At 57.1% G+C, this 25,204-nt stretch carries 22 protein-coding genes; 15 read left to right on the top strand and 7 right to left on the bottom strand.

Annotated elements, in window-relative coordinates:
• Positions 1-83 precede the first annotated feature (83 nt).
• The 6 genes from GM79_RS17145 to trmB all read left to right on the top strand — a co-directional run bounded on the left by GM79_RS17145 (position 84) and on the right by trmB (position 5,683).
• The gene (locus tag GM79_RS17145) at positions 84-1,313 is read left to right on the top strand and encodes an SPOR domain-containing protein (RefSeq protein ID WP_035566327.1); all 1,230 of its coding nucleotides are present in this window, start codon (positions 84-86) and stop codon (positions 1,311-1,313) included.
• An 8-nt stretch (positions 1,314-1,321) separates the two neighbouring features.
• A complete protein-coding gene (locus GM79_RS17140; protein ID WP_035566326.1) occupies positions 1,322-2,017 on the top strand; it encodes a MotA/TolQ/ExbB proton channel family protein in 696 nt (231 codons plus the stop codon).
• Positions 2,018-2,107: 90 nt separating this feature from the next.
• Positions 2,108-2,527 carry an ExbD/TolR family protein gene (locus tag GM79_RS17135; protein WP_035566318.1) on the top strand — a complete coding sequence of 140 codons (420 nt, stop codon included), beginning with the start codon at positions 2,108-2,110 and terminating at the stop codon, positions 2,525-2,527.
• A 121-nt stretch (positions 2,528-2,648) separates the two neighbouring features.
• Complete coding sequence (locus GM79_RS17130) at positions 2,649-3,530, top strand: hypothetical protein (protein ID WP_035566315.1); 882 nt, start codon at positions 2,649-2,651, stop codon at positions 3,528-3,530.
• Between the two features lie 120 nt (positions 3,531-3,650).
• Complete coding sequence (locus GM79_RS17125) at positions 3,651-4,964, top strand: bifunctional folylpolyglutamate synthase/dihydrofolate synthase (protein WP_035566446.1); 1,314 nt, start codon at positions 3,651-3,653, stop codon at positions 4,962-4,964.
• A gap of 53 nt (positions 4,965-5,017) precedes the next feature.
• Positions 5,018-5,683, top strand: a complete 666-nt coding sequence (gene trmB / locus GM79_RS17120) for a tRNA (guanosine(46)-N7)-methyltransferase TrmB (RefSeq protein ID WP_035566309.1) — start codon at positions 5,018-5,020, stop codon at positions 5,681-5,683.
• A gap of 91 nt (positions 5,684-5,774) precedes the next feature.
• Here trmB and GM79_RS17115 read toward each other — a convergent pair whose 3' ends face one another.
• On the bottom strand, positions 5,775-6,371 hold the full coding sequence (locus tag GM79_RS17115; protein ID WP_152560056.1) for a hypothetical protein: 597 nt from the start codon (positions 6,369-6,371) through the stop codon (positions 5,775-5,777).
• Positions 6,372-6,509: 138 nt separating this feature from the next.
• Here GM79_RS17115 and rpe point away from each other — a divergent pair, with 138 nt between their 5' ends.
• The gene (rpe, locus tag GM79_RS17110) at positions 6,510-7,232 is read left to right on the top strand and encodes a ribulose-phosphate 3-epimerase (RefSeq protein ID WP_035566304.1); all 723 of its coding nucleotides are present in this window, start codon (positions 6,510-6,512) and stop codon (positions 7,230-7,232) included.
• 65 nt (positions 7,233-7,297) lie between these two features.
• Positions 7,298-9,850 carry a TonB-dependent receptor plug domain-containing protein gene (locus GM79_RS17105; protein ID WP_072008648.1) on the top strand — a complete coding sequence of 851 codons (2,553 nt, stop codon included), beginning with the start codon at positions 7,298-7,300 and terminating at the stop codon, positions 9,848-9,850.
• 14 nt (positions 9,851-9,864) lie between these two features.
• Here GM79_RS17105 and GM79_RS17100 read toward each other — a convergent pair whose 3' ends face one another.
• Positions 9,865-10,341: a hypothetical protein gene (locus GM79_RS17100; RefSeq protein ID WP_035566302.1), complete on the bottom strand. Its 477-nt coding sequence runs from the start codon at positions 10,339-10,341 to the stop codon at positions 9,865-9,867.
• Positions 10,342-10,440: 99 nt separating this feature from the next.
• The gene (locus GM79_RS17095; protein WP_035566301.1) at positions 10,441-11,004 is read right to left on the bottom strand and encodes a Crp/Fnr family transcriptional regulator; all 564 of its coding nucleotides are present in this window, start codon (positions 11,002-11,004) and stop codon (positions 10,441-10,443) included.
• A 453-nt stretch (positions 11,005-11,457) separates the two neighbouring features.
• Between GM79_RS17095 and hisG the strand changes: the two genes are divergently transcribed.
• The 7 genes from hisG to hisIE all read left to right on the top strand — a co-directional run bounded on the left by hisG (position 11,458) and on the right by hisIE (position 18,888).
• Positions 11,458-12,309 (top strand): ATP phosphoribosyltransferase, encoded by an 852-nt coding sequence (gene hisG / locus GM79_RS17090; protein ID WP_035566300.1) that lies wholly within the window; start codon positions 11,458-11,460, stop codon positions 12,307-12,309.
• Between the two features lie 9 nt (positions 12,310-12,318).
• Positions 12,319-14,730, top strand: a complete 2,412-nt coding sequence (gene hisD, locus GM79_RS26345) for a histidinol dehydrogenase (RefSeq protein ID WP_316930130.1) — start codon at positions 12,319-12,321, stop codon at positions 14,728-14,730.
• 74 nt (positions 14,731-14,804) lie between these two features.
• Positions 14,805-15,905 (top strand): bifunctional histidinol-phosphatase/imidazoleglycerol-phosphate dehydratase HisB, encoded by a 1,101-nt coding sequence (hisB, locus tag GM79_RS17075; RefSeq protein ID WP_035566299.1) that lies wholly within the window; start codon positions 14,805-14,807, stop codon positions 15,903-15,905.
• A 62-nt stretch (positions 15,906-15,967) separates the two neighbouring features.
• Positions 15,968-16,555 (top strand): imidazole glycerol phosphate synthase subunit HisH, encoded by a 588-nt coding sequence (gene hisH / locus GM79_RS17070; protein ID WP_035566298.1) that lies wholly within the window; start codon positions 15,968-15,970, stop codon positions 16,553-16,555.
• A gap of 30 nt (positions 16,556-16,585) precedes the next feature.
• On the top strand, positions 16,586-17,302 hold the full coding sequence (hisA, locus tag GM79_RS17065) for a 1-(5-phosphoribosyl)-5-[(5-phosphoribosylamino)methylideneamino]imidazole-4-carboxamide isomerase (RefSeq protein WP_035566290.1): 717 nt from the start codon (positions 16,586-16,588) through the stop codon (positions 17,300-17,302).
• An 84-nt stretch (positions 17,303-17,386) separates the two neighbouring features.
• The gene (gene hisF, locus GM79_RS17060; RefSeq protein WP_035566288.1) at positions 17,387-18,142 is read left to right on the top strand and encodes an imidazole glycerol phosphate synthase subunit HisF; all 756 of its coding nucleotides are present in this window, start codon (positions 17,387-17,389) and stop codon (positions 18,140-18,142) included.
• A gap of 77 nt (positions 18,143-18,219) precedes the next feature.
• On the top strand, positions 18,220-18,888 hold the full coding sequence (gene hisIE / locus GM79_RS17055; RefSeq protein WP_035566286.1) for a bifunctional phosphoribosyl-AMP cyclohydrolase/phosphoribosyl-ATP diphosphatase HisIE: 669 nt from the start codon (positions 18,220-18,222) through the stop codon (positions 18,886-18,888).
• Between the two features lie 90 nt (positions 18,889-18,978).
• Here hisIE and GM79_RS17050 read toward each other — a convergent pair whose 3' ends face one another.
• The 4 genes from GM79_RS17050 to GM79_RS17035 form a co-directional block, all read right to left on the bottom strand.
• Complete coding sequence (locus GM79_RS17050) at positions 18,979-20,007, bottom strand: hypothetical protein (RefSeq protein ID WP_152560055.1); 1,029 nt, start codon at positions 20,005-20,007, stop codon at positions 18,979-18,981.
• Between the two features lie 765 nt (positions 20,008-20,772).
• Positions 20,773-21,930 carry a tetratricopeptide repeat protein gene (locus tag GM79_RS17045; protein ID WP_035566275.1) on the bottom strand — a complete coding sequence of 386 codons (1,158 nt, stop codon included), beginning with the start codon at positions 21,928-21,930 and terminating at the stop codon, positions 20,773-20,775.
• 184 nt (positions 21,931-22,114) lie between these two features.
• Positions 22,115-24,694 (bottom strand): DNA gyrase subunit A, encoded by a 2,580-nt coding sequence (gene gyrA / locus GM79_RS17040; RefSeq protein WP_035566272.1) that lies wholly within the window; start codon positions 24,692-24,694, stop codon positions 22,115-22,117.
• A gap of 239 nt (positions 24,695-24,933) precedes the next feature.
• Positions 24,934-25,164 carry a hypothetical protein gene (locus GM79_RS17035; RefSeq protein ID WP_152560054.1) on the bottom strand — a complete coding sequence of 77 codons (231 nt, stop codon included), beginning with the start codon at positions 25,162-25,164 and terminating at the stop codon, positions 24,934-24,936.
• Positions 25,165-25,204: the final 40 nt, after the last annotated feature.

The raw sequence follows: 25,204 nt of genomic DNA, 5'->3' as shown, positions 1-25,204 counted from the left end.
ATCAGAACTTCCTTTTTGGAAATTGATGAGACCGGCAACGCGTAGCCATTTACCCGAATTCTAGTATTCAGTAACTCGAAAAAATGCATCTCGCCGACCACATCCGCCCCTTACTCCGTGACCACGACTGCGTGATTATTCCGGATTTTGGGGGGCTTGTGGCCGATGTTTCCTCGGCGCGCGCGCAGCCGGGCCGCCAAACGCTAAGCCCGCCCACCAAACTGGTGGCATTCAACCAGGCCCTGACGCGCAACGACGGGCTGTTGGTGGATGCGCTGAGCCAGCATTTGGGCCTGTCTATTGCCCAGGCCCGCGAGGCGGTGCGCACCGCCGTGGCGGGCCTTCAGCAGGAGCTCGACGACACCAACCGAACCGAACTGCCAGGCATTGGCATTTTCCGGCGCGCCGCTGGTCGGGGCCTGGCCTTCGAATATACTGGTACCGACAATCTGCTGGCCTCCGCGTTTGGCTTGCCGCCGCTGGCTGCCCGTCCGGTGCGGGCCAACGACGCCCGCACCAAGCGGCCGCAGCCCGCGTTGCGCAGCGGCACGGAGCGCCGTCCGCGCTGGGCGCGCCTGCTGCCCGGTGGGGTAATTGCCTTTGCCGCTGGCTTGCTGCTGCTGGCTAACTACCAGGTGGCCCTTAATGCCGGGTACTTGCCCACGGCTTGGCAAGTGCAATTGCCCAAACTGGAATGGGCCCAACGCTCAGCAGGCGCCACTTCCGTCTCCGAGCCGCAGCTAGCTACGTTGGGCCAGCACAACTTCAACGCATCGGCCGCTCCGCTTGAAGCCGAGGGTATGACGCCGCTCGAAGACCCTGCAACGGCGCCGGTTCCCGTGCTTGCCACGGCGCCCCCTCCGGTTGGTGTTACGAGCGATTCAGAACCAGCCGCCAGTGAGGTAACGACGTCGGTAAATGTTGCCCCGGCGCCCGCCTTGCCGGCAAAAACCGCTGCCAACGTACCGATTAAGGCCGTTGCTGCTGTCGTTGCCACTCCCGCGCCGGTTGTAGTGCCCCCCGCAGCTGTTGCCACTCCCGTTGCCAAAGCCGTGGTAGGCTCCACCACAATTAAGCAGCGTACCGGGCGTTACTACGTCATTGCCGGCGCTTACCGGACTCTGGCTTCCGCCGAAAGAGGCCGCAAGGCGCTGACCAAAACGGGCCGCGCCACCCACGTTATTTTGCCGCCCGCTGGCAGCCGCCTCTTCCGGGTCACGGCGGCTGATTACGCCGATTTGGCTTCGGCTCAACGTGAGGCCCAGCGCTTGCGCATCAGCACGCGCAGCGACTTCAATACTTTGAAATTTTAATCGAACGCATGTCCGCATTCCTTTTGCAAATTGCCGCCGTCGCGGCTGATACTATCAATACCGCCGTTTCGGATGCTCCGATTGTGCAGGCCGAAGTTCCCGTTCTCGACTTGATTCTGCGCGGGGGACTGATAATGATTCCCCTCTTGGCGCTGTCCATCGTCTCGCTCTACATCATGATTGAGCGGTACCTGGCCATCCGCAAAGCTGCCGGCGACCCCGATTCCTTCATGAACAGCATCCGTTCGTTGATGGTGAAGGGGGATTTGGCCGGGGCCAAGCTGCTCTGCGCGCAGACTGCCTCGCCCTTGGCCCGGATGGTCGAAAAAGGCCTGCGCCGCATCGGTTTGCCGCTGAAGGAGATTGAGGCCAGCGTCGAAAACGTGGGTAAGATTGAAATTGCCCGCCTCGAAAAGAACATCAGCATTCTGGGTATTATTGCCGGCATTGCGCCCATGCTGGGTTTTGTGGGCACTATTATCGGGGTTATCAAGATTTTCTACTCCATTGCCGCTACCAAGGAATTTGGTATTCCACAGGTGGCCGACGGGCTGTATGTGAAGCTCGTGACCTCGGCTACGGGCCTTATCGTGGGCATCATCGCGCACGTAGGCTACCACTGGCTCAGCATCCTCGTGGAGCGCATGGTGTTCCGTATGGAAAATTCCGCCATTGAGTTTATGGACATCCTTCAGGATAATTAAGTTAACGAAAGCGAGAAATGAGGAATGAAGAAATTCGGGCACATCGCCAATTCTTCATTCCTCATTTCTCGTTTTAAATTCTAATCAACGATGAATCTTTCCCGCCGCCGCCGCCTCACGTCGCACGTCGAGACCGGGGCCATGAACGACATCATGTTCTTCCTGATGCTGTTCTTCCTCATTGCCTCTACGCTGGTCAATCCAAACGTAATCAAGCTGTTGCTGCCCAATGCCAAATCCAGCGTGCAGGTAATGAAGCAGCCCATCACCATTTCGGTGGATGCTGCCGGCACCTATTTCGTGAATAAGAAGCCCGTGACTCCGGCCATGGTTGAGGCCGAACTGCTGGCGCTGGTTGGCACGGCGCCCGCTACCGAGCAGCCCACCGTAGTGCTGCGGGTCGACAACTCGCTGAACGTGCAGAAACTGGTTGATATTCTGGAGATTGGCAACCGCCTGAAACTGAAAATGGTGATGGCAACCCAGGCCCAGCAGGCGGCCGGGAAGTAGGAAAGCACCACCAGGCAACCGGGCACTGCCGGTTTGAGCGGGGCCGAGCGGATGTTTTTGAACTCGCTTTGGCCTGATGCGTTAAAAAAAACAGCTGCCCCATTACTTCATCACCAATAAGATGGCTATTGATTATCCGGAACCATACCGCCGCGAGGCCCTGATTGGCACTGTGGTCATTCATGGCTTGCTGTTGCTGGTTTTTATGTTCACGTTTTTTAAGGGCCCTGACCCGCCGCTGGCCGCCATTGGGGGCGACGGCGTGGAGCTTAACTACGGCATCGACGAGGCTGGCTCGGGCGATGTGCAGAGTATGGCCACGGCCAATATTTCTCCCAACCGTGAGGACAGTCGCCCGCCTGTAGCCAACCCCGACCCTCAGCCACGCCCCGAAGCCGCCGCCACGCCAACCCCAACGCCTCCTTCGCAGGAGAAAATTATTACGAGCGACGCCGAAGAAAGCCCGGTTTCGGAAGTTCCCGTTGAAAAAGCCGCGCCGCCCAAGGAAGAAGTGAAAGTGGCGCCCAAGCCAGCCCGCAAAGTTGCCGTCACCTTTTCTCCCAAAGGCAGCGAAACCGGCGGCGGCAACGGCGTGAACGGCAGCAGCAATGCCCCCACGGGCAACAACAACGGCGACCGGCCCGGCACCGTGGGCGACCAGGGCGACCCCAACGGCTCGCTCGACGCCAAGGCGCTTTACGGCGCACCGGGCCGCGGGGGCAGCGGCAGCAGTCCCGGCAGTGGCGGCCTGGAAATGAGCGGCTGGCGCTTCGAAAGCACGCCGGTGGTGGATGCCGTGGTCAACAACTCCGGCGTCGTTCGCTTCAAAATCAAAATCTCCTCCGATGGCGAAGTGGAATCGGTTTCGAAAGTGTCGGGCAACGTATCTCCGGCTCAGGAAAAGCTGTGCCGCGACAAGCTGCTTGACGCCGTATTCATAAAAACGAACAGCGCTGCGGGCGGGGCCACCGGGTTTTACACCTTTAGGTTTACAGTTCGATAGCAGCCGGATTTCCTGGTTAAGGCCCCGTGTTGCGCTTCGCGTGCCACGGGGCTTTTGGTTTGAATGAGGCGACTACGCCGTTTCTTTGTGCTCCCTAATAACGCGTTTATCAATTCGCCCGTGACCTACTCCGAAACCCTGGCTTATCTGTATGACCAACTGCCCATGTTCCAGCGGGTGGGCGCGGCGGGCTTCAAAAAAGGCCTTGGCAATACTGAACGGCTGGTCGAAGCCATGGGTAATCCGGAACAGAAATTCCGGAGCGTACACGTAGCCGGCACCAATGGCAAAGGGAGTAGCTCACATTTGCTGGCGGCGGTGTTGCAGGCGGCGGGCTACAAGGTGGGGTTGTACACCTCGCCCCACCTGCGCGAATTCACGGAGCGGGTCCGGGTGAATGGCCAGGAGCTGTCTGCCGATTATCTGGTGGCGTGGGTGGCACGCTGGCAGCCGCTTTTCGAGGAAGTCCAGCCCTCGTTTTTCGAGATGTGCGTGGCCCTGGCCTTTTGTTATTTCGCCGAGCAGCGCGTCGATGTGGCCATTGTGGAAGTGGGGTTGGGCGGGCGGCTCGATTCGACCAACGTCATCACGCCGCTGGTTTCGCTCATCACCAACATCAGCTACGACCACCAGGCGCTGCTGGGCGACACGCTGCCGGAAATTGCGGGCGAGAAAGCGGGCATTATCAAGCCCGGCGTGCCGGCCGTGGTGAGCCAGACCCAGCCGGAAGTGGCGGCCGTATTCCAGCGGGAAGCTGCGGCCAAACTTGCCCACCTCGTTTTTGCCGACCAGATTTACCAGGCCGAATTCACCGACGAGCCTTCCCTGACCACCGGCCGGCGGCCCGTGGCCGTCACCCAGCAGGGGCGGCCGTACTTGCTGAACGCTGAGCTGGGCTTGCCGGGCGATTACCAGCAGTTCAACCTGCCCGGTGTGCTGGCCACGCTGGATGAGCTGCGGGCGCAGGGCTTCCGCATTACCGAGGCGGCAATTCGGACCGGCCTGCGGCAGGTAACCCAACTCACGGGCCTGCGGGGGCGGTGGAGCATCATCGGTACCCGGCCGTTGGTTGTCTGCGATACCGGGCACAATGCCGCCGGCCTGCAGCTGGTGCTGGCCCAATTGCTGCGCCTCCCGCATCGGCACCAGCATCTGGTGATAGGAGCGGTGAACGATAAGGATGTGGGCGGCATGCTGGCCTTACTGCCGGCAGCGGCCACGTATTATTTTTGCGCCGCGAACATTCCCCGAGCCTTGCCCGCCGACGAGCTGGCCCGGCAAGCCGTCGCGCTGGGGCTAAAGGGCTTAGCGTATGGTTCCGTGGCTGAAGCCGTGGCTGCGGCCCGCCGCGCGGCAAATTCCGAAGATGTTGTGTTCATCGGCGGCAGCACTTTCGTGGTGGCCGAGGTCGAGGACCTGTATCGAACTACTTAATCGGCTAGCTAACAGCTGAATAAAAATATTATTGCATCTAATTAACATCACCCTTGCCTCGCGTCAAACTGCACCGTTTCACGGACAATGCCACCCGTCCCGATATTATAGAACCCGGCAAGCCCGAATACGAAAAGCTTGGGGGCCGCTGGCGTACCGATTTTTTTCAGGCGCCGCACCCGCTCACCCTGGAGGTGGGCTGTGGCAAGGGCGAGTACACAGTAGGACTGGCGCAACGGCACCCGAACCGCAATTTCCTCGGCCTCGACATTAAAGGTGAGCGGATTTGGCGGGGCAGCACCCGCGCTACCGAGATGGGCCTGACGAATGTGGGTTTCGTGCGCATGCGCGCCGAGGCCCTGGCCGCCCAGTTTGGCGCCGGCGAGCTCGCGGAAATCTGGATAACATTCCCGGACCCGCGGCCGCGCGACCGGGACATTAAGCGCCGCCTGACCTCGCCGCGCTTCCTGGCCTTGTACGAACAATTGTTAACTCCCGGCGGCCTCTTGCACCTCAAAACCGATAATGACGGTTTGTTCGAGTTTACATTAGAAACGCTGGCGGCCCGGCCTGGTGCCGTGGTGGAGCGCTTTACACGGGACCTCTATGCTGAAAGTAGCGTGGAGTTTACGGAAGCGCAGGCCATTCAAACCAATTTTGAGGGCAAGTACCGCGCAATAGGAGTGCCCATTAAGTACGTGCAGTTTCGACTGAGCTAGTCTTTTTTTTAGTTGTTAGTTTTCAGTTGTTAGTTGTCAGTTATTGAGTAATGGGCAGCTTAACAACTGACAACGAGTAACTAACGACAGCCTAATCAACTTCCAAAGCCTCGAAAACGGCTTCGAGCTGGTCGAAATCGCGCAGGCCGGGTTTTACTTCGTCGCCCGAGGGGAATGCCAGACCGGCCGGGGACAGAGAGGTAATCAGCTCTTGCGCCAAAGCAGGGTCCAGGCCGGGGCCAATCCAGAGTGGGCGCTGGGCTGCTAGTTCGCTCAGTCCTTCGCGTACTTCACTGGTGAGTGGAATTGTTAACTCCACTACGATGCCCACCGGCGCAGCGGGCAAATAGCTCGCCGTAGCGAGTGCGCCAACGGCCAGCTCCAGGTAAACCGGGGGGGCGATTTCGGCCAGCTCGGCGGCGGAGCGGGGTTGGCGCAGCAGCACGGCATCGAGGGCGCAATCGGCGGCGATGGCATTGATTTCGGCGGCGCTTAGCTGGTCGAATTCACCAATCAGCTCCACTCCCGCTATCCAGCCGGACAGCTCTTTCACGGCTTTAATGTCGATGTAGCCGGGGATGGCGGGGTCCAGAACGAAGGTGAGCTTATCAGCCCCCATGCCGGCGCAATAGCGGGCATCGGACAGGTTGTTGATGCCGCGGATGAGAAGAGGAACGAGGTGAGGCACGGAAAATAAAGCGAAGAGCGGAGGAACTGCCAGGCTGAAAACGGGACGTAAAACCACGGGCTGGCCGGCCACAAAAGTAGAGCCGCGCCGCCGCCTGGGCCGCACCGGGCTAGCGGGGGGCAGTGTATCTTCGCGGCCATGAACTCCATTCGCCGTGCTCCCTTGTTGGCTCCCTCGTTTCTGGCCGCCGACCTCGCCAATTTGCAAGCTGAAACCGAGCGGCTTGCCAGCAGCGCCGCCGACTGGCTCCACTTCGACGTGATGGACGGCCGCTTTGTGCCCAATATCTCTTTTGGCCTGCCCGTGCTGCAAGCTGTGGCCCGTTACGCCAAGCAGCCCATCGACGTGCATCTCATGATTGAGGAGCCCCAGCACTACCTCGCGGCCTTTCGGGACGCGGGCGCCAGCATCATTACGGTGCATTACGAGGCCTGCACGCATTTGCACCGCGTGGTGCAGCAGATAAAGCAGCTGGGCTGCCGGGCGGGCGTGGCTCTGAACCCGCACACGCCGGTGACGCTGCTCGAAGACATTGCCGCCGACCTCGACGTGGTGCTGGTGATGTCGGTGAACCCCGGCTTTGGCGGTCAGGCCTTCATCCCGAACACGCTGAAAAAAGTAGCCGCGCTGAAAGAATTATTGATTGATGCCGGCTCCGATGCCCTGATTGAGGTGGATGGTGGCGTGAGTCTGGACAATGCCGGGCCGCTGGTGCAGGCCGGTACCGATGTGCTGGTGGCCGGTAATTTCGTGTTCAGTGCGCCGGAAGGGCCGGTGGCCACGCTGGCCCGCATGCGCGAATACCTGACGGGCATGGAGTTAACCGCGCCGGAACGTTTTGCCCACGAACGTGGGCAATAGCTCCCGGACTGGAACGTTAGCCGAGCACCGTGAAAAAAAGCCTTACCCCGAGTCCGTCACCGTTAATGGGAAGTAAAAAGTTGCGCCTGGGTCCGTTCCGGGCTTGCGGGCTGGTGGTGCTTTTGCTGGCTGCGGCCGATGTCCAGGCCCAGGAACCGGCGCCAGTAAAAGCAGCACCCAGGGCGCTGGTGACGGTAACGGGCACGTTGCGCGACGCCAGCGGCCAGCCCATGGAGCTGGCTGCGGTGGGAGTGGAGGGCCAGCCGGGCGGTACCAACACCACGGCGGCCGGGGCATTTTCATTGCCGGTAAGAGTAGTTGCCCCTGGTCAAACCTACTTTCTGATAGTCCGGCGGCTGGGCTTCCTGCCGCTGCGCATCCCCCTGACGCTGCCTGCCGACGCGGCCGAACCCCTGCGCCTGACCATGCAGCTGGACCCCAAAGCCCTGGGCGGCGTGAACGTGACCGGCCGCTATGACCAGGCCGACACCCGCGAGCAGGTCAGCATCACCCGTATCGACCCGCGGTCAGCTAAGGAAATTCCGTCCCCGTTCGGCGATTTCAACGCCATTCTCAAGACGCTGCCCGGCGTGGTGTCCAACAACGAGCTGAGTAGCACCTACAACGTGCGGGGCGGCAACTACGACGAAAACCTGGTGTACGTGAACGGCTTCGAGATTTACCGGCCGTTTCTGGTTACCTCGGCGCAGCAGGAAGGCCTAAGCTTTATCAATCCCGACCTGGTGAAGCAGGTCGAGTTCAGCAGCGGCGGCTGGCAGCCCAAGTACGGCGACAAGCTGGCCTCGGTGCTGAGCGTGGACTACAAAACGCCCGAGAAGTTTGCCGCCTCGCTCACCGGCAGCCTGGTGGGCGGTGCGGCCCACGCCGAAGCCCGCTCGGCCAACGGCCGCGTGAGCTACCTGGCCGGCGTGCGCTACAAAAATGCCCAGTACGTGCTCAATTCGCTGCGGCAGGCGCAGGGCGGCTACAACCCCACGTTTTACGACGCCCAAGCCTTCGTCAATATCGGATTGGGGAAGAAAGATGACCTGCAGCGTACCACGCTGGGCCTGCTCGGCGTAATAGCGCACAACGACTACCGTTTCGCGCCGGAAACGGGCCAAGCCACTTTTTCGACCGGGACCAACCAGTTTACGCGGGTGTTCATTGCCTACGGCGGGCGCGAGCGGATGCAGTTTGATACCTACCAAACCGGGCTGAGCCTGAAGCACGACTTCACGGCCAACCTGCAGATGGAGCTGCTGGGCTCAGCCGTGGTGTCGCGTGAGTTTGAGTACCGCGACGTGGAGGCCGCCTACACGTTTGCCGAAATCAACCGCGACCCCAACTCGCCCGATTTTAATCAGGCGGTGCGGCAGCGCGATATTGGTTCGCAGTTCAAAAACTCGCGCAACAGCCTCAATGCCCGGATTTTCACGGCCGAAACGCGGGGCCGCTGGGCGCCCGGTGGGGGCCACACCGTGCGTTGGGGCGCCAAAGTTGGGCGTGAGCGCATCACTGACACCCTCGACGAGTACAGCTTTGCCGACTCTGCTGATTTTGTGCCCGATGCCCGCCGCCTGCGCCTGCGCTCCGATTTGAGCTTGCGCAGCACCCGCAGCCAGGGTTTCGTGCAGGACACCTGGGCACTGGATTCGCTGCGCACGTTCACCTACGGCGCCCGCGCCCACTACTGGACTACCAACGGCCAGCTCGTCATCAGCCCGCGGGTGCAGTACTCCCAAATCAGCCGCCGCCGGCCCAACCGCTCGTTTAAAGCGGCCGTGGGCGTCTATTACCAGCCGCCTTTCTACCGCGAGCTGCGCGACCAGCAGACTATTCAGCTGGGCATTCAGCAGGCGTTTCTCAACCCGGCACTACGGGCCCAAAAGTCTTACCATTTTATCGCGGGCAAGGAAATCAGCTTTCAGCAGTTCGGCCGCCCGTTCAAGTTTTCGGGCGAGCTTTACTACAAATACCTCACCGACGTGGTGCCCTACGACGTGGACAACGTGCGCCTGCGCTACTTCGCCAAAAACAACGCCACCGCCTACGCCGCCGGCTTCGATGCCCGCGTGAGCGGCGAGTTTGTGAAGGGCGCCGAGTCGTGGTTTAGCCTGGGCCTGCTCACGACCCGCGAAAATGTGGTGGGCGACTCCGCCAGCACGTTCGATGCCGATGGCCAGCTCATTAATCGGGCCGCCAAAGGCTACATCCGCCGGCCGCAGGACCAACGCCTGAACGTGGGGGTTTTCTTCCAGGACCATTTGCCCAACAACCCCTCGGTGCGCGGTTACGTGAACTTGGTGTACGGTACGGGCCTGCCGTTTACGCCGCCCAACGCGCCCGATTTGCGCGGCACCAACGCGCTGGAAACCAGCTATAAGCGCGTAGACTTAGGCTTTTCCAAGGTTGTGGGCCTGAAAAACAACGACGCCCCCAAAGCTCGGTTCTACAGCTTCGAAAGTATCTGGATGGGGCTGGAGATTCTCAACGTGCTGGGCGCCAACAACGTGGCCGGCTACAGCTACCTGCAGGACGTGAACGGCGTGACGTATTCCGTGCCCAGCTACCTCTCGCAGCGGGTGGTGAACCTGCGCGTGATTGCCCGGTTTTAATGTTGGCGCGGTCCCTAATCAGGGTTGCAGTTCACGCATCTGCCCAATCCTAAATCATCGGTTACGGAAAGGTGAATCAGGATAAGAACCGGAAAGAGGAGCAAGGCCCACCGAATTTCTGACTTGCGCGCGTGTTTGTTATTGCTGACGGTGGAAACCAATCGCAGGTAGGAGGGTATCAGCCCTAAAAAGAGGAAGGCGAAAATAAATCCCTGGCCTTCCAGGTCGTGCATGGCCCCGCCATATAGTTTAATGCCGATGTCGTGAATGGAGACGACGCCAGCAGCTAGTAAAACCAGCCAGAAGGGCCTGAGACGGCGCGTCAGGGACAAAGCGTAAACGCCGATAAAGACGACCACGGGCGTCATAACAATGCCGTTTGGCGCCGAATAATGGTTCAGCATAACATTGGCCGCGATGAGAGCGGCCGTGCCCGAAAGGGTTTGCCACAGGCGCGGCTTTCGGTCCAAAGTATCAGGGTAAGGGTTCATAACGAAGCGTATTTACTTGTGATTATAGTCCCAAATGTCCGGGCCTGAACCGGTGCATTTCATGACAAATGTCATTTTCGCCTCACCCGAAATGCTCCGTCAGTACCGGCGCCGCAGCCGGCTCAGCGTTTCCGGCGCCATGCCCAGATGCGAGGCAATGTGCTGCACCGCCACCCGCTGGAAGATGGTTGGAAAATCCCGTAGCAGTGCTTCGTAACGCTCTGCGGCCGTGCGCGAGCGCAGGTGTTGGGCCCGTTGCTCGCTCAGTACATAATATTTTTCGATGAGCTTGCGCCCGATAAAATTGAACTCGGGAAATTCGCGGTAAAGCCTTTGCAGCTCGTCGAAATGGATGGCGTACACTGTGCCGGTTTCCAGCAGTTCCAGGTATTCTTCGGAAGGCTGCTGAGTGAAAAAGCTCAGGATGGAAATCACAAAATCGCCCTGTTGCATAAACCAGGAAGAAATTTCCCGCCCGTGCAGCAAGGTATAGCCCCGCACCAGCCCGGACTCCAGAAAATAAACCTGTCGCGCCACCTGCCCCGGTTTCAGCAACAGGTGGTGTGCAGGCAGCCGCGTGCGAACCGTCGCCGCCAGAATAGCTTCCTGAAGCGGTGAGCTAAGGGGCTGCAATTCATTAAGAAACGCAATCAATTGGGTCATAGAGCGCGAGATTTACCGCAATTTTGCTTGCTGATTGAAAAATTATTGGTCTTTGGCTAAAACCTTTAAATAGCGCTGTTGGTATCAATTTCCGGAAACCGAATGCCGGATTGTACCCGCCCGTTTGGTTTTCTGTTCTACCTTTGTCGCACCATGAACCGTTTAGCTTCCCTGTTTTGCTCTGATGCGACGGCCGCGCCGGTTCTGTGCGTGCCGGCTGAAAACGCGGTAGTTGTGGGCGCCCATCATCGTCACCACCATCTGTGGGAGGCCGGGTTGTGCGCCGGGTGCTAAGCTAGCACCGGCCGCCCGAGTCTCCACCTCCGCGCTCGGGGTGCGTATCCGCCGGGCTTTACTTTAATCATTTACGGGTAGTTCCGCGGCCGGCCAGTTGGCCCCGTCCGAACCTCACTAGTGCGCCCCGTGCGGCACACCCCGCCTCTTTTACCCTTCATGCTACGATTAGCCATCCAAAAGTCCGGTCGCCTGAGCGAGGATTCCCTGTCCCTCATTCGCGAATGCGGCATCAACTTCATCAGCAGCTCTTATAAGCTGAAAACCGAAGCCACTAATTTCCCGCTCGAAATCCTCTTCCTGCGCGACGATGATATTCCGGGCTACGTGCAGGACGGGGTGGCCGACCTGGGCATCGTGGGCCAAAACGTGCTGGTGGAAGCCGGCTTTCCGGATTTGGAAGTCGAAACCCTCGGGTTCAGCAAATGCCGCCTCAGCCTGGCCGTACCCCGCGCCGATGCCTACGCCTCGATTGCTGCGTTACAAGGTAAAAACATCGCCACTTCCTACCCCAATATTCTGGGCCGCTACCTGGCCGAAAACGGCGTGCAGGCCCACTTGCACACCATCAGCGGTTCGGTGGAGATTGCGCCCAGCATCGGCCTGGCCGAGGCAATCTGCGACATCGTGAGCAGCGGTTCAACGCTGCTCGGCAATGGCCTGCGCGAAGTGGAAACCGTGTTTCGCTCCGAAGCCGTGCTCATCGCCCAGCCCAATCTGTCGGCCGAACAAAGCGAGCTGCTCGACCAGCTGCGCTTCCGGATGCAGGCCGTGCGCCGCGCCAAGCGCAGCAAGTACATCGTGCTCAACGCGCCCATCACGGCGCTCGACCAGGTGCGGGAGCTATTGCCCGGCATCAAGTCGCCCACCGTCACCCCATTGGCCGAAGCCGGGTGGGTTTCGGTGCAGTCGGTGGTGCAGGAAGATGATTTCTGGCACATCACCAGCCAGCTCAAAGCCGTTGGGGCCGAGGGTATTTTGGTGTTGCCTATCGAAAAAATGATTGCTTAAACGTTTGCCATGCAAGCTTATTCGTTTCCCGCGCCCGGCACCTGGCCCGCCCTGCAACAGCGGGCTGCCACCGCCGAAGCTCCCCAGGTAGCGGCCCGCGTCCGCGATATTTTTGCGCAGGTGCGCCAAGGAGGCGATGGGGCCCTGCTGGCCCTCACCGCCGAGTTGGACCGCGCCACGCTCACCACCTTGTTGGTATCTGAGGCGGAGTTTGCCGCCGCCGCCGCCCAGGTGCCCGCCGCGCTGCAACTGGCTATTCGGCAGGCCAAAGCCAATATTGAAGCCTTTCATTCCGCTCAGCGCGAACCCGAGCTGCGGGTGGAAACCATGCCCGGCGTGGTGTGCTCGCGGCGGGCGGTGCCCGTGCAGCGGGTGGGTTTGTATGTACCCGGTGGTTCGGCGCCGCTGTTCAGCACGCTGCTGATGCTGGGCGTGCCGGCTCGTTTGGCCGGCTGCCCGCAGGTGGTGGTTTGCACGCCCCCGCAACCCGATGGCTCGGTGAGCCCGGTGATTTTGTTCGTGGCCCAGCTTCTGGGTATCGAAAAAGTCGTGAAGGCGGGCGGGGCGCAGGCGGTTGCCGCCCTGGCCCTCGGCACTGATTCGGTGCCATCGGTTGACAAGATTTTTGGTCCCGGCAACCGGTACGTCACCGCCGCCAAGCAGCTGGCCGCCGCCGAATTCGGCGTGGCCATCGACATGCCGGCCGGTCCTTCCGAAGTACTCGTCATTGCGGATGCCACGGCCAATCCGGCTTTCGTCGCCGCCGATTTACTGTCGCAGGCCGAGCACGGCCCGGATTCCCAGGTGATTCTGCTTAGCGATTCACAAGCTGTTATCGACCAGGTTCAGGCCGAGGTGACCCGGCAATTGGCCACGCTACCCCGGCGCGACGTTGCGGCAGTGGCGTTGGATAACAGCCGGGCCGTGCTGCTGGCGGATGCGGCTACTATGCTGGCGTTTTCCAACCAATACGCGCCCGAGCACCTTATCCTGGCTACCGACAATGCCGATGCACTGGCCGCTCAGGTCACCAACGCGGGCTCGGTCTTTCTGGGCCACTTCACGCCCGAAGCCGTGGGCGACTATGCTTCCGGCACCAACCACACCCTGCCCACCAGCGGGTACGCCCGGCAATACAGCGGCGTGTCACTGGATTCATTTATTAAAAAAATTACCTTCCAGCGGCTTTCCGCACCGGGTTTGCGCACGCTGGGCCCGGTAGTGGAGACGATGGCCGAGGCCGAAGGACTGGCGGCGCACGCGCGGGCCGTTGCGGTACGGCTTGCTGCGTTGGGCGAAGCTGCATCCCAAACGGCTGGTGCCGGCCAGGAGAATATTTCCGTGCCGTATGCCGGACTTATCCGTCCCAGCGTGGAGCGCATGCAGGCGTATTCTTCCGCCCGCGACGAGTTTGAAGGCATGGCGCCGGTAATGCTCGATGCGAACGAGAACAGCCTCGGCTCCGTGGGAGGCGACGATTTCAGCCGTTATCCTGACCCGCACCAGCGTGCCATCAAAGCGGAGCTGGCGCAGTTGAAGGAGGTAGTGCCCGGCAATATTTTCCTCGGCAACGGCTCCGATGAAGCCATCGATTTACTGGTGCGTCTTACCTGCACGCCCGGCCAGGACAGCATTATTATCTGCCCGCCGACTTATGGCATGTACGAAGTGGCGGCCAACCTCAACGACGTGCGCGTAGAGCGCCTGCCGCTGACGCCGGATTTCCAACTCCCCGCCGATGCCGCTGCGATTTTAGCGGCATCAAACGCCAAGCTGCTGTTCCTGTGCTCGCCCAACAACCCCACCGGAAACCTGCTTGCGCAAGCAGCAGTGGAAACCGCGCTGCGCACCTTCCGGGGAATTGTCGTGGTGGATGAAGCGTACGCGGACTTCGCGGCGGCTCCCAGCTGGACCACTCGTTTAGCCGAGTTTCCGCGTTTGGTGGTGCTGCAAACCTTTTCCAAGGCCTGGGGCCTGGCCGGCCTGCGCCTGGGCGTGGCCTACGCGGCGCCGGCGTTTATCGGCTACCTCAATAAGATTAAGCCACCCTATAATATTTCGGCCGCTACGCAGCAGCACGCGCTGACGGCGCTGGCTGCGGCGCCCCAGCTGCCCGCAATGCAAGCCGAGCTACTGGCGGGCCGGGAAGTATTGGCCGCCGAATTGCCGCAATTGCCTATCGTTGAGCACGTATTTCCTTCGGATGCCAATTTTTTGTTGGTGCGTTTCAACCTTGACGCCACTGCAGTCTACGACCAACTGCGAGCGCGGGGCATCGTGGTGCGCAACCGCACGACCCAACCGGGTTGCGCCGGTTGTCTGCGCCTGACCGTTGGTACGGCCGCCGAAAACAGCCTCCTACTCCAGGCCCTGGCCGAAATCGGCGCCCTTCAGCCTGCTGAATTGGTATCGAACCATTAAAGCTTTCGGTTTGCCCGCCAACCAGCGAGGTACTGCTTCGCTGTAATTTCGCTCACTGTTAATTGCCCATATAATTGAAAAAGGCCCTTTTTATTGACCGCGATGGCACCATCCTCGTGGAGCCCCAGCCTAGCCAGCAGGTCGACAGCTTGGAAAAGTTTGCTTTTTTACCAGGCTGCATTAGCGCCCTGGCCCGTATTGCCCGCGATTTGCCCGAGTACGAACTCGTGCTGGTGAGCAACCAGGACGGGTTGGGAACTGCCAGCTTTCCAGAAGACACGTTTTGGCCGCCACATCGGCTGATGCAGGAGATTCTGGCGGGGGAGGGTGTGCACTTCGTTGCTGAGCACATCGACCGTAGCTTTCCGCACGAGGGCTTGGCCACGCGAAAACCAAGAACCGGTTTGCTGGGCCAATACCTGGACCCGGCCAATGAATACGACCTGGCAAACTCCTTTGTCATCGGCGACCGGCTGACCGATGTGGAGCTAGCCGTGAATCTGGGCAGCAAGGCCATTCTGATAGGAGAGGAGTCCGACTCCCGGGCCGTGCTGACTACCACGAGCTGGGAAGCTATCTACCGCCATCTGCGCTACCCGGCCCGCACCGCAGTAATAGAACGCAACACTAACGAAACTCAGATTGAAGTGAATCTGAATCTGGATGGCACCGGTAAAACGGACATCCATACCGGCCTGGGATTCTTTGACCATATGTTGGAACAACTCGGCCGTCATAGCGGGGTCGATTTACACATAAGGGTAAAAGGTGATTTGCACATTGACGAGCATCACACCGTAGAGGACACGGCGCTGGCGCTGGGGACTGCTTTTTCCCAGGCCTTGGGAGAGAAGAGGGGGCTGGCTCGCTACGGCTTCCTGCTGCCCATGGACGAGGCCCTGGCCCAGGCGGCCATTGACTTCTCGGGTCGCCCGTGGTTGGTCTGGAATGCGGAATTCCGGCGCGAGCGGGTAGGAGATTTGCCCACGGAGCTGTTCTTTCACTTCTTCAAGTCCTTTACCGATAATGCTAAGGCCACGCTGAATATTGCGTGTTCGGGTGATAACGAGCACCACAAAATCGAAGCAATTTTCAAGGCTGTGGCTAAAGCCATTAAGATGGCGCTGCAACGGGATGATTCAGTTGCCATTCCCAGCACCAAGGGAATACTATAGTAACTTTATTTGACAAATGAATAATGTTATTGCTTGTTACAAATGGGTAATATTTGTAGATAATGGAAATTGCAGTAGTTGATTACAAAGGAGGAAACGTGCAGTCGGTACTTTTTGCTTTGGAGCGTTTGGGTGCTCAGGCAACGCTGACCGCCGACCCCGAAATATTGCGCAAAGCCGATAAGGTGCTGTTTCCCGGCGAAGGCGAAGCTTCGTCGGCCATGCAGGCTTTGCGGGCCGCTGGTTTGGACCAGGTACTTCCCACGCTTACACAGCCCTTTCTGGGGATTTGCCTGGGCATGCAGCTCATCGGCCAGCACAGCGAAGAAAACGACACACCGCTGTTGGGGCTCCTGCCCTTTGCAGTGCGGCGTTTCGCAGCCGATGCCACGCACAAGGTGCCGCATATGGGCTGGAACAACCTGCAGGCCTTGCAAGGTCCGTTGTTTGCCGGCCTCACCGATGCCGACCACGTGTATTTCGTGCACAGCTATTATGCCCCGGTGGGGGCCTACACCATTGCCGAATCTACGCATCCGGCCCCGTTTAGCGCGGCGGTGCAGCATCGCAATTTCTACGGCGTGCAGTTTCATACCGAGAAGAGTGGTGCGGTCGGTACCCGCATTCTGGCCAACTTTCTCAATTTATAATTCTTTCGTTTTTCGCGTTTTTCAACTTCAGTGGAAATAATTCCCGCAATCGACCTTGTCAACGGCCAGTGTGTCCGGCTCAGCGCCGGTGACTTCTCCCGCCAAACCACCTATGATGCGGACCCGGTGGCCGTCGCGCAGCGCTTTGCTGATGCCGGAGTAAAACGCCTGCATCTGGTGGACCTTGACGGGGCGCGGGCCGGCCAGCCGGTAAATCTTGCCATCCTCGAAGCCATTGCCGCCAAGACTGCGCTGGATATTGATGCTGGCGGCGGGATTCAAACCTTTGCCGCCCTCACCCAAATACTGGATGCCGGCGCTAACCACGTTACTGCTGGGAGCCTGGCTGTGCGTGAGCCCGCGACCGTAGCGGACTGGCTTACCCAGTTTGGGCCCGATACTATTTTTCTCGGGGCCGACTTCAAGGGCGAGCACATCATGGTGAATGCCTGGGCCGACCAGAGTGAGCTTCGGCTGGTTGATTTCATCTCGAACTATCTGAATACTGGCGCCACGACTTTTATTTGCACGGATGTGAGCAAGGATGGGTTGATGCAAGGCCCGTCATTGGCCATCTACAAAACCTTGATTGCGCAGTTTCCGGCGGCAAAATTCATTGCCAGTGGTGGCGTAACCACCCTGGCCGATGTGGAAGCGCTGGCAGAAGCCGGCATGCACGGGGCCATCATCGGCAAAGCCCTTTACGAAGGGACTTTGTCGCTGGCGGAGCTCCAGCCTTTCCTTTAAGATTTGACCGTTCCGATGTTCAAGCGTGCGGGTACATTTTTAATAGCCAACATGTGTTCATATTACCGTTTTCTCTAGAGTTCCGTGGTTAAGAAACGACTTATTCCCTGTTTGGACGTCCGTGACGGCCGCACCGTGAAAGGCATTCAGTTTGAAGGACTGCGTGATGCGGGCGACCCCATTGCCTTGGCGGCCCGGTACGCTCAAGAAGGGGCGGATGAACTGGTGTTTCTGGACATCACCGCCACCAACCAGCGCCGCAAACCCCTCACCGAGCTGGTGCGCGACGTAGCGCGGGTGCTGGATATCCCGTTCACGGTGGGCGGCGGAATCAGTACGGTGGCCGACGTGGAAGCGCTGCTGTTGAGTGGTGCCGACAAGGTTTCCATCAATTCGGCGGCCCTGGCACGCCCGGCGCTCATTGCCGAGCTGGCTGGCCGCTTCGGGTCCCAGTGCGTGGTGGTGGCCGTAGATGCGCGCCTAGTTGACGGCGAATGGCAGGTGATGACGCGTGCCGGCACGGTGGCTACGGGCCGGGAGGCTGTGGCGTGGTGCCAGGAGGCGGCCGAGTTGGGAGCGGGTGAAATTCTTCTGACATCTATGAGCCACGACGGTACCAAATCCGGGTTTGCCCTCGACCTGACGCGGGCCGTGAGCGACGCGGTGTCCATTCCGGTTATTGCTTCGGGCGGTGCCGGCCAGGCTTCCGACTTCACCGATGTTTTCCGCGCCGGTGGGGCTGACGCAGCTCTGGCAGCCAGTATTTTTCATTTCAACGAAACCGGTTTGCCCGCCCTGAAGCAGTACCTGCACGCTGAGGGCATTCCTGTTCGGCTTTAGTTATTACCTAGGGAATGGTAACGGGCTGGAAGAGCCACCAAAGTCACTATTCCCGGTTGTTTTTTTCAAATTTGCCCATGGTTACTCAAATCTCATCCGCTGCTGACGTCCGTTTTGACCCTGTGACTGGCCTGGTGCCTGCCATCATTCAGGATGCTGATACCGGTCAGGTCCTGATGCTCGGCTACATGAACGCGGAAGCCTGGAGCCGGACCCAGCAGGACGGCCGGGTAACTTTCTTTTCCCGGTCCAAGAACCGTTTGTGGGTTAAAGGCGAGTCTAGCGGCAATTTCTTGCAGGTGGTGAGTTTGCACGTGGACTGCGATGCGGATACTGTGCTCATCCGCGTCATTCCCGCTGGTCCCACGTGTCATCGGGGAACCATCAGCTGCTTTGAGCAGGCCGATGAGCAGCAGGCTCCGGCCGCACCCATCGGCTTTTTGTCCAGCCTGGAACGTTTGATTGTGCAGCGCCATGCTTTTCCGGAGCAAGCGCCAACTTCTTACACGGTTTCGCTCTTCAAGAAAGGCATGCCGAAAATCGCCCAAAAAGTAGGAGAGGAGGCCGTTGAAACTGTCATTGACGCCGTGAGTGGGAGCCGCGAAACCCTTCCGGGGGAAGTTGCGGATTTGTTGTACCACCTGTTGGTTCTGCTCGTTGCGGCTGGGGTGCCAATGGCGGAAGTAATCGCCATTTTGCAGGAGCGTCACCGCTTGCCAAATACCCGGCATTTAAACGAACAATAAAACTATTCTCAACAGCCAGTTGACTAAGGTCAAAACGATAAGGGCCCGTCTAGTAGACGGGCCCTTATCGTTTTGACCTTAGTCAACTGGCTAGCTGCTAGCTTTTAACTGTCGGCTGATTTTCTGTAGCAGGGCCATTGCAATGGCTACATCTTCTTCCTCGTAGATAGATAAGATGGTGTTGACTCCAGGTCCACTCACCTGAATTTGGTATCCTGTGGTGACAACCGGCTGTGGTACTGTTTGTTGGACTGGGCGTGAAACCTTTGCATCTATTGCAGTAAATGGATGCGTTTTAGCAACAGCATGTTCGATTTCGTTCGGAAAGGTGCTATGCGGCACTGGCTTCGTGTCAGCTTCAGGTTGTGTTTTAGCTTCGTCTGGTTCGCTATTATTCATAAGTCCGAATAGACTGGCGATGGCATCGGAGGCATGAATGGGAAAAGTTGTTTGGGTACGGTTGACTGCTGATAAGTCATTACGATTGAGGTTTTTGTCCGCTTGGTTCAAATTAGAGGCTTCAGTATCTCGGACTTGTGGTAAAAGCGACTCAAGTATCTCGGGTGTCTGGGTTTCTTCTCTGAAGGTATTTACAGCAGGTTGAATACTCGCCAGTTCACGTCGGGGCGATTTGTTGGTAGTCAAGGCATCGATATCGGCCACTATATTGTTTTCATCCAGCAGGCCTACCATCCGGCAACCTTCTACGAAGGCTTTTGCTACTCCTTGTGCATTTATTTCTTCGACGCCAAACTCACGAATTAGCATTACATCCAGCATTTGCATTGGTAGCTCCCTTGAGCGGAACTTCCGGCATAGCTGCGTAAAAAGGGGAGGAGTCAGGAAAGCTTCCCGGTGGAATATTATTTCTTCCTGTTTGTCATAAGCGTGTTTGATTCGCTTAAATAACGTGGTGGTCGTGAGCAATTCTCGTTTGCTAGTAAGCAGGCCAAATTTTACTGCGGAGCCAATGATGGCTTTGAATGAGCCACTTACTTTCCGATTAAGCTTGCGTGCTGCAGTCTCTATAGCGCACTTGCCTCCGGTGTCGTCAGTAATTTCCGCTAGTTCCCAAGCACCAGAGTAGGTCGTTCTAGGGTAGTCAATTAGTTTAGGCATCAGCTTGTGTTTATACTTTCTACAATAATACTATTAACGTAGACTATTCCACTCAGTGGAATCTAGGTTTTTATTAAAGTATAAAAAAGTTTATTTCGCTGATATTTTTATACTTTAATAGACTAAGGAGTATAAGTATTTAATGCAAATATTTTCGAAAGTCGAGCGTGTATATTATAAAGGGGTTTAACTAAATCATTAGTATAAAAAGAGACTTAAGCTTCTGAAGCAGCGTGATTTCATTGTTCCTCCTCCTCACGTAATATTATAATACTATTCAGTACAAAAAAGTAAAAATTCGCAGATTTTTTGTACTTTTTTGTATTTTTAATAATTGAAGACCACATGTAGGAGTAAAGGTCATTAGAAATAAGACTACCACAAGCAATAATTGTACACCCACATATTAAACCTATAGCTCAAACCATCATGCTAGAAAAAGTTGAAGAACGCATCCAGAAGCGAGCGAGGACAGATTAGGCGGGAAACATCAGCACAGAGGTAATAACGTTCAAATCGCCATCAAAAGGCGGTGCTAACGGCTAAAAAAAATGACAGACCAAACCGTGCAAGTGGGCTTTATGGACAAAACTATACGATGCCAATCCATAATATCAAAGAACCGAAAGGTAAAATAAATTGGACATCAAAACCGGATGCAAATACAACATAAGAAAGTGTCTTATAATTTATATTATGTTAAATTAACTGAACACTAAAAAGCCCATCCAAACTGGATGGGCTCTCCTATTCAATATCCAGGAACTACTTGCTGAGCGACTTCAACTTAGTACTCAAACGTTCTGAATCAGCAGTACGCCCCAAACGGAAGTAAACCTTTTGCAACGAAGACAATGTGTTACGGTCGTCGGGCTGAAGCTGAAGCGCTTTTTCAAAATACGGAACCGAAGCATCAAAGTATTTTTTTCCTTCAGCTTCAAACTTCTTACCGGAAACGTGATAGGTTTTCAAATCCATTTTACTGGCCTTAGTGTAAGCATCTGCAGCACGGTTATAATTATAAACCCCAAGATTGAATTGAGCGTCAAAATTATCTGGGTCAAGCTCAACAGCCTTACGATAATCAGCCAATGCCAGGTCATTTTTCTTTTGCTGGTCAAACATTGAGCCGCGAACAGCATATAGGTTAGAATTACCGGGGTCAGCGGCAAGGGCTTTGTTGATTTTAATCAAAGCTTCGTCACCTCGGCCGTTAGCCATTGCCACGTTAAGGTCTTCTAACATAAAGGCCTTATTATTAGGGTAAGCTACCAACGCCTGCTGGAGAACTTTCGCGGCTTCTTGCTTATCCTCCTGCTGCTTGGCAATTTGAAGCAAACGCGTAAACAAAGTAGACGATTTATAGTTCATGCCCAGCAACTGGTTATAGCTGGCTTTAGCACCGGCAAAATCCTGTTTTGCCTCGGAAGCGTAAGCCGAATACAACACAGCGGTTGTATCCTGGGGCTTAATTTGGGAAGCCAGTTTATAGCTCGCAATAGCTTTATCGTAGTCTTTAGAGTTGTAGCTGTTTACTGCATTGTTAAATGCAATACCATAAAGGCCCTCAATTTTCGCATCGGCTTGCTTGCCAAACTCGCCCGTTTTGCTGTCAAGCTCAATGGTTTTAGTGTAGGATTCATATGCCTTCTGCAAGCCTTCTCCGGGCTGCAGTTGCTTGCCATAGATAGGATTATCTATCATGCCCTGATAGATTTCGCCGCGGGTGTACCAGGTTTTAGCTTTGCCACTGGTCTTTTCGTTAACAATAGCTTTGTCAATATCAACGCGGGCCTTGTCCAATAAACCGGAACGCTGGTTGAGGATGGCATTGGTGACAGCCGAATTTTGTGCCGAAACTAGTGATGGCAAGCCCGCAGCTAAGGCAGCAGCAGCAGTGAGCGTCAAAAAAGTCTTCTTCATAAAGGAGGAAATGAGTCTTAACATCCAAAAAATCAGTGCAGATTAATTGAATATTGAATTGAGGAACATGAAGGAAAAATAGAGAACACCACGAATTTGGTCTTAAAAACGCGGACAACCGGTGTTGAGTTCGCACAAACTAAACGGGACAAACCAAATGGCTCGCCCCGCTCCTATTCAGCAACTATGCCAATTCTTCTGAGTCGGCCTCGGCTTCAGCAGCCGGATTGATGGGCTCAGCCGCACTGGCATCCATTACACCAGTTGCTGTTTCCAAAGCACTTTCAATCACTGCGGCTTCAGGCTCAAGCTCTTCCTTCTCCTCGGCAGCTACTTTAGCCACCGAAGAAATCTCGTCGTTGCTGCCAATTTTAATCAGACGCACACCCTGCGTAGCCCTGCCAATGGTGCGCAAATCGCTCATACGTAACCGAATGGTAATGCCCGACTTGTTGATAATCATCAGGTCATCGGTGTCATTAACGTCTTTGATGGCCACCAGATTCCCGGTTTTGTCGGTAAGCTTCATGGCACGGACGCCTTTACCGCCGCGGTTGGTTACCCGGTACTCGTCGAGAGGGCTGCGCTTGCCATAGCCGTTTTCGCTCACCACCAACAGCTCCTGCGAAGGGTCCGAAAGGCAAACCATGCCCACCACCCGGTCGCCCGGAGTATCGGAGAGACTAATGCCGCGCACACCCGCCGCCGCCCGGCCCATGGAACGCACCTTCGACTCGTTAAAGCGCACGGCCCGCCCGGAACGTGAAGCTAGCACCACTTCCGCATTCGGCGCGAGCAGCTGCACGTCCAGAATCCGGTCGCCTTCATTGATGGTAATGGCGTTGATACCCGCCGTACGAGGGCGCGAGTACGCCACAAGCGGCGTCTTCTTTACCGTACCCTGCTCCGTGCAGAACATCAGGTAGGTATTCTCGAGGTAATCCGGGTCTTTCAGGCCGCGTACGTTGAGCACGGAACGCACTTTGTCTTCGCGCGGGATTTCGATAAGGTTCTGAATGGGCAAGCCCTTGGTGGCCTTCCCTCCTTCCGGCACTTCGTACACTTTGAGCCAGAACACGCGACCAAGCTCGGTAAAGAACAGCAAGTATTCGTGCGTCGTGGCCACGAAAAGGTGCTCGGTAAAGTCGTCTTTTTTCGAAATGGCACCCCGCGAGCCCGCTCCTCCCCGGCCCTGGGCACGGTACTCATCCAGGTTGGTACGCTTGATGTAGCCTTCACGGGAAATGGTGATAACCATTGCCTCGTCGGCAATCATATCCTCGGTCGAGAAATCGCCGCCGACGTAGTTGATTTCCGTGCGGCGGGCATCGCCGTAGCGCTCCCGAATGTCTTCCAGCTCGGTTTTGATGATGCCGCGCTGCAGTACATCCGACGCCAGCACGGCATTCAAATGGTCTACCAAGCGCATCAGCTCTTCGTACTCGGCCACGATTTTATCACGCTCCAGGCCCGTAAGGCGCTGCAAACGCATATCAAGAATGGCGCGGGCCTGCACTTCGCTCAGTGCGAAACGGGTAATAAGTTGCCCACGGGCTACCTCGGGGTCGCGCGAGCCGCGAATAAGGGCAATTACCTCGTCCAGATGGTCGAGCGCGATGAGCAAACCCTCCAAAATGTGGGCCCGCTTCAGGGCTTCGGCCAGCTCGTACTTGGTGCGGCGAATGATAACCTCCGCGCGGTGCTCAACGAAATAATGAATGAGCTGCTGCAAGTTTAGCGTCATCGGGCGGCCTTTCACCAGGCACACATTGTTGACGCCGAAAGAGCTTTGCAGCTGCGTGTAGCGGTACAGATTGTTGAGCACCACGCTGGGCATGGCGTCCCGCTTGAGGTCGTACACGATGCGCATGCCGTCGCGGTCCGACTCATCGCGCATGTCGGAGATGCCCTCAATCTTCTTGTCGTTGATGAGCGCGGCCGTCTTTTCAATCATCGACGCCTTGTTCACCATGTAGGGAATTTCGGTGATGACAATTTGGTCCTTCCCGGTCTTCGACGTTTCGAAAGAAGCCTTGGCCCGCATGATGACGCGCCCCCGCCCGGTGTGGAAGGCCTGCTTCACCCCTTCGTAGCCATAAATGATGCCGCCCGTCGGGAAGTCGGGCGCCGTCACGTACTGCATCAGCTCATCTACCGTAATGTCGGGATTGTCGAGATAGGCAATGATGCCATTGATAACTTCCGTCAGATTGTGAGGGGCCATGTTGGTGGCCATGCCCACGGCAATACCCGACGTACCGTTCACCAGCAGGTTCGGAAATTTGGCGGGCATCACGCTGGGCTCTTCCAGCGAGTCGTCAAAGTTGGGCTGAAAGTCAACGGTGTCCTTATCCAGGTCGTTGAGCATTTCATCCGACAGTCGCTTAAGGCGGGCTTCGGTGTAGCGCATGGCAGCCGGCGAGTCGCCGTCAACGGAACCAAAGTTACCCTGGCCGTCCACCAAAGGGTAGCGCAGGCTCCAGTCCTGGGCCATACGTACCATGGTATCGTATACCGAGCTGTCGCCGTGCGGGTGGTACTTACCCAGCACCTCGCCCACGATACGGGCTGATTTTTTGTAGGATTTATTATAGCTCACGCCCAGCTCACTCATGCCGTAGAGCACGCGGCGGTGCACGGGCTTCAGGCCGTCGCGAACATCAGGCAGAGCCCGGGAGATGATGACCGACATCGAGTAGTCGATGTACGCGCCGCGCATCTCGTCTTCGATGTTTATCGGTATGATTTTTTCGCCTTCCGCCATTAGGGGGGTTGATTGGCAGCTTTGAAGGGCCGAAACAGGGTCCTTTTAGCCGCTGGGTGAATGGTTCTTTATGTATGTGCGAAGATACAACAAAAAGGCCGCAACGGCAAGCGCTGCGGCCTTTTATAGCCCTTTTGGACCGCTCCCCTTTCCCAACGTAAACGACCTGAAATCGTAGTCGGGCCGCCGGTCCAGGGGCACCTTTTTTGAGATTCCCAAACCGCACGCCGGTGAGTTGCTTACTTCAGCGGCTTACTCTTGTCGCTGGGATGCGTGCCCGACTTGGGATTATGCGTTTTAATTTTTTCGCCAATGGACGGGTTTTGCTTTTTAATCAGCGGCTGCCCACGGTACTTGACGCCGCTGTGCAAGTGCACTTTGCGCACATGGCAGGTATTGATGGGGCACGTACGACAGCTTGCGGCAAAAAACACCAGCAAGCAGGGGGCCAAACGGAGGAGCAGCTTCATGGGCACAAAGGTAACCAAAGGCCCACGGCCACAAGAAATA

The sequence above is a fragment of the Hymenobacter sp. IS2118 genome, assembly GCF_000715495.1.
Lineage (GTDB): Bacteria > Bacteroidota > Bacteroidia > Cytophagales > Hymenobacteraceae > Hymenobacter.
Note: the sequence above shows the minus strand (reverse complement) of the source record. Positions and strands in the feature narration are given on the sequence as shown.